This is a genomic window from Acidicapsa ligni (assembly GCF_025685655.1).
In the GTDB taxonomy this organism is placed as follows: Bacteria; Acidobacteriota; Terriglobia; order Terriglobales; family Acidobacteriaceae; genus Acidicapsa; species Acidicapsa ligni.
Genome location: NZ_JAGSYG010000001.1, coordinates 773,164 through 785,507, shown reverse-complemented (window position 1 = coordinate 785,507; position 12,344 = coordinate 773,164). Strand labels below are relative to the sequence as shown.

Annotated in this window: 9 protein-coding genes; 4 read left to right on the top strand and 5 right to left on the bottom strand. The window is 59.9% G+C overall.

Features of this window, described 5'->3' with window-relative positions; genetic code table 11:
- Positions 1-262: 262 nt before the first annotated feature.
- Positions 263-2,266, bottom strand: coding sequence for a sensor histidine kinase (locus OHL19_RS03075; protein ID WP_263356117.1), 2,004 nt, complete (start codon positions 2,264-2,266; stop codon positions 263-265).
- 418 nt (positions 2,267-2,684) lie between these two features.
- Here OHL19_RS03075 and OHL19_RS03070 point away from each other — a divergent pair, with 418 nt between their 5' ends.
- Positions 2,685-3,602, top strand: coding sequence for a hypothetical protein (locus OHL19_RS03070; RefSeq protein ID WP_263356116.1), 918 nt, complete (start codon positions 2,685-2,687; stop codon positions 3,600-3,602).
- A gap of 10 nt (positions 3,603-3,612) precedes the next feature.
- On the opposite strand, the gene OHL19_RS03065 is transcribed toward OHL19_RS03070, so the two are convergent.
- The 3 genes from OHL19_RS03065 to miaA all read right to left on the bottom strand — a co-directional run bounded on the left by OHL19_RS03065 (position 3,613) and on the right by miaA (position 7,614).
- Positions 3,613-4,758 carry an MFS transporter gene (locus OHL19_RS03065; protein WP_263356115.1) on the bottom strand — a complete coding sequence of 382 codons (1,146 nt, stop codon included), beginning with the start codon at positions 4,756-4,758 and terminating at the stop codon, positions 3,613-3,615.
- A 268-nt stretch (positions 4,759-5,026) separates the two neighbouring features.
- Complete coding sequence (gene lpdA / locus OHL19_RS03060; RefSeq protein WP_263356114.1) at positions 5,027-6,463, bottom strand: dihydrolipoyl dehydrogenase; 1,437 nt, start codon at positions 6,461-6,463, stop codon at positions 5,027-5,029.
- 176 nt (positions 6,464-6,639) lie between these two features.
- Positions 6,640-7,614 (bottom strand): tRNA (adenosine(37)-N6)-dimethylallyltransferase MiaA, encoded by a 975-nt coding sequence (gene miaA / locus OHL19_RS03055; protein WP_263356113.1) that lies wholly within the window; start codon positions 7,612-7,614, stop codon positions 6,640-6,642.
- 11 nt (positions 7,615-7,625) lie between these two features.
- On the opposite strand from miaA, the gene OHL19_RS03050 reads away from it, so the two are divergent.
- The 3 genes from OHL19_RS03050 (at position 7,626) to OHL19_RS03040 (ending at position 10,095) form a co-directional block, all read left to right on the top strand.
- On the top strand, positions 7,626-7,781 hold the full coding sequence (locus OHL19_RS03050; protein WP_263356112.1) for a hypothetical protein: 156 nt from the start codon (positions 7,626-7,628) through the stop codon (positions 7,779-7,781).
- A gap of 158 nt (positions 7,782-7,939) precedes the next feature.
- Positions 7,940-9,238, top strand: a complete 1,299-nt coding sequence (purD, locus tag OHL19_RS03045; protein WP_263356111.1) for a phosphoribosylamine--glycine ligase — start codon at positions 7,940-7,942, stop codon at positions 9,236-9,238.
- Between the two features lie 2 nt (positions 9,239-9,240).
- A complete protein-coding gene (locus OHL19_RS03040) occupies positions 9,241-10,095 on the top strand; it encodes an SGNH/GDSL hydrolase family protein (RefSeq protein WP_263356110.1) in 855 nt (284 codons plus the stop codon).
- Positions 10,096-10,249: 154 nt separating this feature from the next.
- Here OHL19_RS03040 and OHL19_RS03035 read toward each other — a convergent pair whose 3' ends face one another.
- Positions 10,250-12,262: a M1 aminopeptidase family protein gene (locus OHL19_RS03035; protein WP_263356109.1), complete on the bottom strand. Its 2,013-nt coding sequence runs from the start codon at positions 12,260-12,262 to the stop codon at positions 10,250-10,252.
- Positions 12,263-12,344 lie beyond the last annotated feature (82 nt).

Sequence of the window (12,344 nt, the reverse complement as noted above, 5' to 3'; positions counted from 1 at the left end):
CGAGAGGTGTTCAGTAGGTGCGAAACAGAAGTTTACAGCGTTAGGGGTGGTTTTTTTTCGGGGTGCCTTTGGGGGATGCGGATGGAAGGGTTGGGCTGGGCGAAGGCAGAAGAAGATTTCCTGTGGGAATGACGGACAGAACGGCAACGGCAACGGCAACGGCAATGGCAACGGCAACAGAAGAAGCAGATTCCCTGCGGGAATGACAGACAGAAAAGCAAGGGCAACGGCAACTGCTGAAGCTGGGGTGGCGGCTGGGGTTTTAGCTGATGGGGAGGTCTAGGATTACTGCGGCGCCGGTGGGTTCGAAGTTGACTGCTGTGATGGTGCCGCGGTGTTCGCGGATGATGGCGGCGCAGAGGCCCAGGCCTATTCCTGTGGCTTCGATGCCGGTGAAGCCGGAAGAGAGTGAATCGAATGCGCGTTCTGGATTTGAGAAGCTGTGACCGGAGTGGCCGATGAGTATTTGTACGCGGCCGTCGTGGCTGGTGGCTTCTACGCGGACGGCTTTGTGTTCATTGGGCCCGAGGCGTAATGCGGACTCGATGGCAAAACGCATGGCGTGCATGAGCGCCTGGCGAATCTGGTGAACGTTGCCGAATATCTCAGGGAGATCGGGTTCGGAGGACAGGCGGAACTCGATGGAGTGACGAAGAAAATCGGTGCGGTGGAGTTGTTCGATATCCGTGATGAGATCGGCGACGGAGAAGGAGACAAACCGGTCGGTGGTGAAGCGGGAAAAGCTGGAGAGCCGTTCGAGAATACTCTTCATGCGGCGGGCTTCGACGACGATGGCTTCTGCCCCGTGGCGCTCGGGGCCGGGTTCAGAGGCGTCTTCAAGGAGAGCGGCGTAGCCAAGGATGACAGTGAGCGGGTTGTTCAGTTGCTGGGCAACGTTGGCGGCGAGTTGGCCTACTCCGGCGAAGCGCTCGGACTCGATGAGTTTGCCGAGCATCATGGCCTGGGCGCGTGAGGCCTGCAGGCGTCCGGCGAGAATTTCGAGAGGCAAAAGGTCGTCGGCGCGGAGTGTTTCCTGTGGATTGCGCAATCCGGCGAGGAGCAATGCGCCTTCAACGGTGTTGTCGGGACCGAGCATGGCGATGGCGCAAAGACGGGTCATCTGCATGCGTTCGAGGTCGTCGCCGGGGCTGAGCCAGGGGATGAGGTCGAGATCGAGAGAGTTGCTATCGGGGGCGAGAAGTTTGCCGCCGGGTGCAAAGATATCCACGGGCAGGCGCTCTGCGACGCTGTCGACGGCACCGGCCATGGCTCCGTCCATTCCGGCATAACCGACCAGGTGACAGGAGCCGATGCCGCGAACCAGCATGGCTACGCGGGCAAAACGGCTGTGCGTGGCAATCATGGCGCAGAGATGGTTGCTGTTGCGATCGAACTCTTCGAGGCTGCGCGCGGTGAGGGCCTGGCGCGCGTAGGCTTCCAGTTCGAGACGGACGCGTCGTTCGCGGCGCTGGGCGGTCTGATTTTTTTCTACTTCATCTTCCAACACGAGCAGGATGAGTCCCATAGCGACGAGGACTTTTCCGAGGACAAAGGCGCGCGTCAGAACGATCATGACGAGAGCATGCGACGAGGCTGTCTGCGTGAGGAGAATGGGAGGTATGGCCCAGGCGATAAAGCCGGTGATGGCGAGAACGACTCCCGGGGAAAAGCGCTTGAAGCTGTAGAGCACGAGCAGCGCGGTAACCAGCATGTTGCTGGACTCGACCAGGAGCAGAGGCAGATAGATATTTCCCCGGATAAACAGGGGGACGCAAAGCAGTGCGGCGCAAACGACGACTACGACGTTCAACCAGATGGGGATCGGTCCCTTTTGCAGGCCCCATACGAATCCTATGGCGGCCGCCCAAAAGGCGAGCAGGCAATAGATCGTGAACAAGGGGGTCGAAGGGTGCTGGGCGACTCCGTAATACAGGGCGGAGTAGATCAGGATGGGGATGATGTAGGGAATGACGTAGAGAATCTGGAAGCGGCCGATTCGAAAGGTGCGAGGCGAAAGCGAACTCAGAAACAGCGCAGTGCTGAGCAGGCGCGCGGATTCGCTAGTCACGTTCATTGCTATGGCCGCATGGCGTGATGAGACGTAGTGGAAGCAGAGCCATACCAGCACGGCCTGAATTTCAGCGCAGCCGAGGGCGAGCAGCCAGAGAAGAGTACGCACGCTGCGAAAACGCATATGCAGATATGCGAAGGCGAGCATGAGAGCTGCGATCAGGGCTATCGCGGGGATCTGGTAGTCATCAGGCATGCGACGGAGAGCAGGCTCCTTCCAACGGTTGGGGCAACTGGATCGCAGTCAGATGGTCAGGTTTCAATCTGAACAAGATTGTACCGATTGCCGGACTTGCGGATTGCCATAGTGAATACGGACCAGCGCCTGCGGTGAAGAGATCTGCGGTCCGGGGACTCGATTGTATGAGCCCTTAGGAAAGGAGATCATGAGAAGCGGCCTTGCGTCCACATGGCGCAAACGCAGGGATGCGCCTATGGTGATCGCTATACTCCCCGTGAATGCTAGGACTATCATCCTTCGTATCTGGACGGAGCTAAATCCGTCTAAAGTTGTATGCAAGCGGTGGTTATTTTTGGCGCAGGTGTTGAGTTTTACATTGGGGGTTGAATTGAGACGAGTGGCAGCGAAGAGGTTTCGGTATTCCAGAGAGGTCTTGCAGCTCGGAACGGCGCTGCTGGTGATCGCGGTGTGCAGCGCTTCTGCGTGGGGGCGCGACAAAAAGAAGTTCGACGACCAGGCTACGGTGAGTTTTACGTCGATGCCGCTCGACTCGGGATTTGGGCCGATGGATGTGACTGCGCCGCCGACGCCGCCGGAAGAGATTATCGAAAAATTCAAGGCGAAGGAAACGGTCTTTCGCGAGGCGCTGAACCACTACACCTATCGGCGCGCGGTGCGGGTACAGACTGTCAACGACGACAACAAAGTGGATGGCGAGTATTACGAAGTGGATGATGTGACCTTTGATCCGACGGGTAAGCGGGCGGAGAAGGTGGTGTACGCGCCGCAGAATTCTCTGCAGCGAATCTCGATGTCGCCGGCGGACTTTCAGGATATTCAGGAGCGGCTGCCGTTTGTGCTGACGACGGAGGATGCGGGGCAATATGACATCAAGTATGTGGGCAGGCAGACGGTGGATGAGGTGACCTGCTACGTGTTTGATGTTTCGCCGAAGACGATAGTAAAGGGCAAGCGTTATTTTCAGGGCAAGATCTGGGTGGACTCAGAGGAGCTGCAGGTGGTGATTACCAGCGGCAAGAATGTTCCGGACGATTTGCGCAAGGGGCATGAGGATCTTTCGACTCCGTTTATGACGTACCGGCAGCAGGTGGATGGGACGAACTGGTTTCCGACGTATACCAAGGGGGATGGCGTGCTGCATTTTCCGGCGGGCCACGGATATCTGTCGAACGACGTGCATGTGCGGATGACGGTGAAGTATACGGATTACAAGCAGTATGGTTCGACGACGAAGATGATCTTCGAGGGGCAGGAGGTTTCGAGTACTCCGGATAAGACGGGTTCAGACAAGACGGATAGTACGAAACCGGATGCTCAGAAGCCGAAGTAGCCGTGGGGTGTTACTCGTCGGTTTGAGCTGCGATCTGGGCTGAGGCTGCAATGGCCACGCCGAAGAGAGCGACGATGATCAGGGCCAGTCGAACGTTGAGGACGGTGGTGACTGCGCCGATGATGGGTGGTCCGGCGAGGAAGCCGAAGTAGCCGATAGTGGTTACGGTGGCGAGCGCCGGGCCTGCTCCGATGACGCGGTTGCGGCCGGCTGCTCCCCAGATTACGGGCACGATGTTGGCGACGCCGAGTCCGGCGAAGATGAAGCCGATCAGGCTTGACCACCAGCCGTTGAAGATGAGTGCGATGGCGAGTCCGCTAAAGAGAAACAGGCCACAGATGCGCAGGATGATGACGGGCGTTAAGCGGGCGAGAAGCCAGTCTCCGCAGAAACGGCCCGCAGCCATCGAGAGGGAAAATGCCGCGTAGCCGATGGCGGCCAGGGAGAGGCTGACTCCGACGCTGGTGTTGAGATAAACGCCGTCCCAGTCGGCCATCGCTCCTTCGGCGAAGAGACCGAGGAAGGCGATTCCAGCGAGGCGCAGGAGTGCTGGATCGGGCAGGCGCAGACGGTTTTTGGTGGCGGGCTGTATTTCTTCTTCGAGCAGAAATGGGCAGGCTGCGATGGCACAGATGGCCAGAGCAACACAGGTGCGAAAGAAATCCTGATGCGTGCTGCCGCCGCGGCGAAGAGCATAGCTGGTGAGGCAGGCTCCGAGGAGACCACCGAGGCTCCAGAAACCCTGGAAGGAACTCATGATGCGCTTGCCAACCTGTCGCTCGACCCAGACTCCCTGGGCGTTTACTGAGACGTCGAAGCCTCCTTTGGATGCTCCGAAGATGGCGGCGGCGATGATCAGCGGCCAAAGGCTGTTTACGAAGCTCAGGCCGGTAATGGCGAGGATGTAGGCGGAGGCTGCGGCCCAGACGACACGGCGGCTGCCGAAGCGCGAGATGGCTTGCCCGGCGATCGGCATGGTGACGATGGAGCCGACTACGAGTGCCAGGAGTACTTCGCTGAGAGCGGTGGAGGACAGATGGAGATGGTCTTTGAAGACGGGGATGTGAGCGGCCCAGACGCCGAAACCGATGCCATCGACTGCGAACATGAGGGCAGTTGCCCAGCGTGCCTTTTGCGGTCGCGTCATTTGGCTCATTTGTCTTGCGCTCTCCTGTCCTGCGCTCTCCTGGAGCGAGCTTCGCCCTGGGATGGGTAGTGCTGTGTTTTTCGAGGGTGCTATTGGGTGCCGCCCTGGCCACAAAACAACGGCGGGGCCAGGGTTGTGCATGGAGAAGCAGATTCCCTGCGGGAATGACAGACAGAAAAACAAGTGCAACTGCAAAGGCAAATACAAAAGCAACAGCTCAGACAGGAAAGCAGCGGCAACGGTGGATTTGTTGCTGCTGCTTTCTGGTCAGGTCTGGTTAGGCGTTGATGGCCAGGCCTTCTACTGCGCCGTAGGCATCGAGCATGGATTCGCTGAGTGTGGGGTGCGCGTGGATGGTGTACATCAGTTCTTCCACGGTGCCTTCGAGGTCCATGGCTACTACGGCTTCGGCGATGATTTCTGTAGCCGAGGGGCCGATGATGTGGACGCCCAGGATTTCGCCATACTTTGCGTCGGAGACAATTTTCACGAAGCCGTCGTGTGAGTCGACGATGGTGGCTTTGGAGTTGCCGGCGAATGGGAACTTGCCGACTTTGATCTCGTGGCCTTTTTCTTTGGCTTGAGCTTCGGTGAGTCCGACGGAGCCAATCTGCGGCTCGGTGTAGGTGCAGCCGGGGATGCGCAGGCGGTTGATGGGACGGAAGGGTTTGCCTGCGATTTTGGCAACGGCGATCATGCCGGCCATGCTGCCGGAGTGGGCAAGCTGGGGCATGCCGGAGACGATATCTCCAATGGCAAAGATGCCGGGCTCGGCGGTTTCCATAGCTTCATTGGTTTTGACGAAGCCACGGTCCAGCTCGATTTTGGTCTTGTTGATATCGATGTTGTCAGTGCGTGGGGAACGACCCACGGCGATCAGGACTTTGTCGGCTTCTTTAACTACAGTTTTGCCGTTGGAGTCGGTGAAGGTGACTTTGACGCCATCGGTGGTCTTCTCGACCTTTTCTACCTTGGCTCCGGTGTTGACGTCGATGCCGCGCTTTTTGAACTGACGGTTGAGTTCCTTGGAGATTTCTTCGTCTTCAACGGGAACGAGGCGCGGGAGATATTCGACGATGGTGACTTCGCTGCCGAAGCTGCGGAAGATGGAGGCGAATTCGACGCCAACCGCTCCCGCTCCAATGACGATCAGCGACTTGGGCAGAGCTGGGATGGAGAGAATTTCGATGTTGGTGAGGATGCGGGTGTCGGCTTCGAGGCCGGGCAGCATCTTGGCCTGCGAACCGGTGGAGACGATGACGTTTTTGGCCTTGAGGAAGGACTGCTCGCCTGCTGCTCCGCCGCCGCCCTCGGTGTAGATGCTGACGGTGTGGATGCCGTCTTTGGCGGGACCGGTGAGGCGTCCATAGCCCTCGATGGTGTTGACCTTGTTCTTGCGCATGAGGAATTCAAGGCCTTTGACGTGCTTGGCGATGATGGCGTTCTTGCGCTTGAGACCCTGTGCCCAGTTGAGTTTGGGCTCGGTGACGTTGTCGATGCCGTACTCAGCACCGTGCTTGAGGTGGTCCCATATCTCGGCGTGGAAGAGCAGGGCCTTGGTGGGAATACAACCCACGTGGAGGCAGGTGCCGCCGAGTTGATCGGAACTCTCGATGAGGGCTACTTTGAGGCCGAACTCTCCGGCGCGGATGGCTGCGGTGTAACCGGCGGGGCCGCTGCCGATGATTGCTACGTCGTAAATTGTCTCTGCCAAGATGCTTCCTTTCAGATGTACGGGACTGCCTCAAACTCTGGGCTGGCCGTTTCCAGGGCTGCCGTAGAGTGCCGTGTCGCGTTCCTTACCACGCTCTAGTCTAATGGATGCGGCAATGGGGGATCTGATTCCAGGCGACGGGTTTGCCGTAGTGCGGGATGCAGGTGCGGATCGGATCAGCGATTTGAGGCGATGAGGGCGATGGCGGACTGAATGCCAGCCTCGGTATTGCCGAAATCCTCTGTCCAGTGGACTTCGGGTTCGCGGCGGAACCAAGTTAGCTGGCGCTTGGCGTAGTTGCGATGGCCCTGCTGGGCGGCGGCGGTGGCTTCGCTGAATGTGGCTGTCTTGTTGATGACGCTCAGTGCCTGCCGGTAGCCGAGGGAGTCGAGGGCTTTGACGGAGCCGTATTGATGGAGTAACTGCCGGGTTTCTTCGACCAGGCCGTCCTGAAACATCTGCGCGGCGCGGCGGTTGAGGCGCTCGTATAAAGACTGGCGCGGAGGGTTGAGGCCTATTCGCAGGAGGCGGAAGCCGGTGAGGGGATCTCTGCCGGGATGTTCGCCTGCGGTGAAGGCTGCGGAGATTGGCTGTTTGGCGGCCAGACAGACCTCGATGGCGCGGATGAGTTTTGGAATGTCGTTGGCGTGGATGCGACTGGCGGAGATGGGATCGACGCGAGTGAGGATGCGGTGCAGCCAGTTTGCTCCGTGGCGTTGGTGAGAGCTGGTCAGGCGGGCGCGCAGATCGTCGCGGCGGGCGGGGCCGTTGAAGAGTCCCAGGGTCATGGCGCGCAGGTAGAGGCCGGTGCCTCCGGTGACGATGGGCAGGTGGCCGCGAGCGGCGATTTCATGGAGCGCGGCGCGGGCTTGGCGGCTGTAGTCTCCGGCGGTGAAGGGCTGGTCGGGGTTGGCGACATCGATCAGGTGATGGGGGAGTTGGCGCCGCTCATCGAGAGTGGGCTTGGCGGAGCCTATGTCCATGCCGTGGTAGACGGCTACGGAGTCGCAACTGATGATTTCGCCGTTGAAGTGTTTGCCGAGGGAGAGTGCGAGGGCGGTTTTGCCGCTGCCGGTGGGGCCGAGGATCAGGACTGCCAGTGGATCGCGCGGTGCTACCACAAACGCCACCAGCCTGCGGGAAAGAGCCATCCCGATGGAGTGTGAAACAGCCTGTAGATGAGGACGGCGCCGGCGGCGAACAGGAGACCGAGGGCCTGGTTGCGGCGAAAGCTCTGGCGCTGATTTGCGCGCCGCGCTTTACGCTGCTGCTCTACCTGAATGCTGTCGTATCTGGAGTCCACGGTGGTGTTGCCTGATCTTCCCTGGCCAAGGTTGCCAATCGGCAGTATAGCCGAAGAGAATTTGCGGAGGTGACGGGTGGAATTCTCGCGTGGCTGCGGCGGGTCGGGTACCCTGTTAGGGATGGAAGATTAGGCTTGGCGGCGCTCGAATGCGGCGCCAGGCAGAGGAAACGATGAAGGTTCTGATTTTTGGTTCGGGCGGCCGGGAGCATGCTCTGGCGTGGACGATAGCGAAGAGTGGTCGCGTGACCGAGGTTGTTTGCGCGCCGGGGAATGGCGGGATTGCGGGGATTGCGCGGCTGGTGCCGGTATCGCTCTCCGATCTGGATGGCATGGTGCAGGTTGCGATTGCCGAGCGGCCGGATCTGATCGTTGTGGGGCCGGAGTTGCCGCTTTCGCTGGGGCTGGTGGATGCTTTGCAGGCGCTTGGGATGAGGGTGTTTGGCCCCACAAAGGCTGCGGCGATGCTGGAGTCGAGCAAGTCGTTTGCGAAGCGGTTTTTGCAGAGACACCAGATTCCTACGGCGAACTATGCGGTTTGTACTTCGGCGGAAGATGTCGAGAAGGCGATCGAGTTTTTTCATGCTCCGATTGTGGTGAAGGCGGATGGCCTGGCTGCGGGCAAGGGCGTGATTATCTGCCAATCCCGGCGAGCGGCACTTGAGGCGGCGCAGGGTTTGTTCAGCGGAAAGCTGTTGGGCTCGAAGGAACAGCAACTGGTGATCGAGGAGTTTCTGCTGGGTGAGGAAGTGAGTTTCCTTTGCCTCTCCGATGGCAAGCATGTGGCTCCGCTGGTGGCGGCTCAGGATCACAAGCGCGTGGGCGAAGGCGATACGGGCCCGAATACGGGCGGTATGGGTGTGTATTCGATGGACACGCTGCTGGAGCCGGAGATGCAGGAGTGGGTGATGCATCATATTGCCCGGCCTGCGATTGCGGGGATGGCTTCGGAGGACACTCCTTTTGTGGGGGTGTTGTATATCGGGCTGATGATGACGGCTCGCGGACCGCAGGTGCTGGAGTTCAATGCACGGTTTGGCGATCCGGAGACACAGGCGATTCTGATGCGGCTGGATTGCGAGACGGGTTGCCACCTGGTGGACGCGATGGAGGCTTGCATCGATGGGCGGCTTTCGGAGACGGAGTTTCGGTGGAAGCCGGGTGCCAGCGCCTGCGTGATTGCCAGTTCGGGCGGGTATCCGGGGAGCTATGAAACGGGGCTGGAGATTACGGGCCTGGAGCAGGCGGCGAAGGTTAAGGGCGTGCAGGTGTTTCACTCTGGGACGACGCTGGCTGGAGGCAAGTTATACACCAACGGAGGCCGCGTGCTGGGGGTGACTGCGGCTGCGCCATCGCTGCGCGAGGCGCTGGATCTGGCGTATGAGGCGATGGGTAAGATTCATTTTGACGGAATCTACTATCGGCACGATATCGGGCACAGGGCTTTGAACAAATCCAAGAATGAGAGATAGCCATGCGTTGGTTTTTGAATGAGGGCGGGAACGAATCCGGGCGGTATGTTCATCCATTTCGTTTTGGTGCGTTTGTGGCGGCTGCGGTTTTTACCGGGATGCTGACTGCTACGTCAGGGCTTGCGCAGCAAACTCCACCGCCTGTTTCGCAGGCACCGGCGGCGGCTGCGCCACAGCGTCCTCACCTGGTTGAACCGCCGACGGACTGGCCGAATATGAAGCGATTTCATGATGCGGATGTAGCATTACCTGCTGCAGCTGCGGGTGAAGAGCGGGTTGTGTTCATGGGCGACTCCATCACGGAGTCGTGGCTGCACAGTGGCATTCCAGAGGCACAGCGGACGGCGGCTACGGACCCTGGATTTTTTCCTGGAAAGCCGTACGTGAATCGCGGCATCAGCGGGCAGACTACGCCGCAGATGCTGGTGCGTTTTCGCCAGGATGTGGTGGAACTGAAGCCGCGCGTGGTGGTGATTCTGGCGGGGATTAACGATGTTGCGGGGAATACGGGTGATATGACTCCGGAGCAGACGGAGGACAACTTTGCGTCGATGGCCGACCTGGCTCATGCCAACGACATCAAGGTGGTGCTTTGCTCGATTCTGCCGGCCTTTGATTTTCCCTGGAAGCCGGGGCGCGAGCCTGCTCCGAAGGTGATTGCATTGAATGCCTGGATCAAGGCGTATGCGGCCAGTCACGGTTATACGTATGTCGATTTTTATTCGGCAATGGTGGATTCGCGGGGCGGTCTTCCGGCCACGTTGAGCCGTGATGGGGTGCATCCGAATAAGGCTGGGTACGACATTATGAATCCGCTGGTGGAGGCGGGGATCGCCAAGGCGCTGGGCAGGGAATAAGTCCGCATCGATTCGAGTGTTTCTACTATTGCTATGAATCAGACTGGACTGGCGACGGCGTAGCTTTTCATCATGAAAAGCTACGCCGTCAGTCGTTGCGCAAATATTGCGATAGCAGAATACCCCGCCAGGAGAAATGCTTTAGTTGGGCGTGTTAGTTCGGCGTGGCGGCTTCGATTAGTTTGCTGTGGATGGTGGCCTGGGTTTCGGGGATGGCGCCGTCGTTGAGGCGGACTTCCGAGGGGATGCCCTGGAGCAGGATGCGCTGCACTGTTTTAGAGCGGGCCTGGAGGACTACGCGCTGGGTGACGCTGGCGGTGTCGCTGATGACCTGAATGGGGGCTTCGACGGCGACGTAACCGTTGTTGGCAACGTTGACTGCGACCAGATACGAACCGGGAACAGAGGCGGCACTGGAGAAGACACTCTCGATGGAGAGGTCAGGCAGACCTTTGTCGGCGTAGACCCAGTCGGCGAAGAACCATCCGAGGTTGCGGCGTTGGCCGGCTTGTTCGATGAGTGTTTCGAAATACTCCGGTTTGGTGTCGGCTGCGGGGTCGTAGGCGCGCAGGGCTGCCGACAGGGTTGCGTCGCTGACCAGATCGCGAAGCATCCAGAAGACGTAAGCGGCCTTGGTGCGGTAGTAGACGGGCGAGATGCAGGCGGTGAGCGGCTGACCGTCGCCTTCGCCGGGACTGGCGGGTTCGGCGAGGGTGAGAGCGGCGCGGGAGCCGTCGAGTGTGGCGAGGGCGCGTTCCCGGCCCTGCTGTTTTTCAATCCAGAGAGTGCCCATGAAGTGGGCTACGCCTTCGCTGAGCCAGGCTCGCGGCGAGAGCACCCAGGCGTGGGTGAGGGCATGGGCCATGAGACCGTCGAGAACTTCAGGAGTGGCGGCTCGGATCGGGGTGGCGAGCATGGCTCCGGTTTCAAAGGGGACGTCGGCTGGATCGGGAAGGTCGAGGATGGTGAGCTGCGAGCGCGGGCGCTGACCGAGCCAGCCCTGGAGAAACGGGATGACTTCGGTGGCTGCTTCATTCCAGGCGGCGATGTTGGGTGTGGATTCCGGGCGCGTCCAGAGGGTGATGTTTGGGCCTTCGCTACTGCTGCGGCTGGCGAGGAATAGGCTGGGAGCTTCGAAGCCGAGAATTGCGTCGTCGACATGGGCGGTTGAAACGGTGGCAACTGAGGCGTCGGCTCCAAGGGTCTGGGACAAAGCGGCTGGACGGCCATTGATCAGGGCGACGTTGGGAGCCTGGCCCGGGGGTGTTTCGACGGTGAGCGCCAGGCGGAAATGGGCTCCGGCGCTGCGGAGTTTGTGAGTGCCGATTTCATCGAAGAGGCGCGCGCCATCGCCGAGGATGACGGGGACGGATGAGACGGGATACCAAACGACGTTGCCGAAGCCGCGGAGGCCGGTGAAGTCGATGCCGATGCGATCCCAGTCGGAGTGAGCAGCGACATCGTCGGGGGTTCCGATGGCGAGAAGACGCTTGGCGGACTGGGCAATGATGCCGGAGTAGGTTACGTCCAATTGCAGGCTGGCACCGGGGGCGAGCGGGGCGGACGGGGTGATGGCTGCCTCGTGAAGCTGGCCGGTGTGGTCCGCGTCGGAGTTCAGAACGGCCTGGGTGAAGGGCATCTGACGTCCGTTGAGGCGGATGATCTCCCAATCGAGCGTGGAAGAAAGCTGCAGAGGGATGTGGAGGAGCGGCGTTTTGCCGTCGTTGCGCACGGTGACCAGGGCGCGCACGGCGAGGTGGCCTTCAGCGGGGCGGAGGCGGGCGTCGAGGTCGAAATCGGTGTAGGTGAGGGCTGCTCGCTCGGCGTCCTCGGCGGTGGGCTGAGGAGCGATCTTTACTGCTGCCTGCCCTGCTGAGAGATTGCCGGAGGCTTTCAGAGCGTCGGAATTCTGCGGGGCAGGGGTGGTTTGCGGGTTCGCAGGGTCATTGACGTTGTCAACGGTCTGGCCGTTGGAGTCGATGGAACGGGAAAAGAGGACTTTGCCTTTTTTCGCCGCGTCCTGATCGGTCTGCTGGATGGTCTGCGAGGAAACGGGAGGTGTTCCGGTGGAGGTTTGTGCCTGGGATGGATGGGCTGAACTGATTATGGCCACTGCTACGGCGAGAAGCATGGTGGAGACTGCTGCCGGGAAAATGCTTGCTTTCATGATTCTGTTCTCCGGCCTATCCCCTGAGCTGTGAATCTGGCCATCAATGGAGTTTGGATGTTTGTTAGATCCCACCCGAGGT

Excerpts from the sequence above, each read along its gene's own strand:
- OHL19_RS03075 (WP_263356117.1), bottom strand. The coding sequence starts at position 2,266 with ATGCCTGATGACTACCAGATCCCCGCGATAGCCCTGATCGCAGCTCTC.
- OHL19_RS03065 (WP_263356115.1), bottom strand. The coding sequence starts at position 4,758 with ATGAGCCAAATGACGCGACCGCAAAAGGCACGCTGGGCAACTGCCCTC.
- miaA (WP_263356113.1), bottom strand. The coding sequence starts at position 7,614 with ATGGCTCTTTCCCGCAGGCTGGTGGCGTTTGTGGTAGCACCGCGCGAT.
- purD (WP_263356111.1), top strand. The coding sequence starts at position 7,940 with ATGAAGGTTCTGATTTTTGGTTCGGGCGGCCGGGAGCATGCTCTGGCG.
- OHL19_RS03040 (WP_263356110.1), top strand. The coding sequence starts at position 9,241 with ATGCGTTGGTTTTTGAATGAGGGCGGGAACGAATCCGGGCGGTATGTT.
- OHL19_RS03035 (WP_263356109.1), bottom strand. The coding sequence starts at position 12,262 with ATGAAAGCAAGCATTTTCCCGGCAGCAGTCTCCACCATGCTTCTCGCC.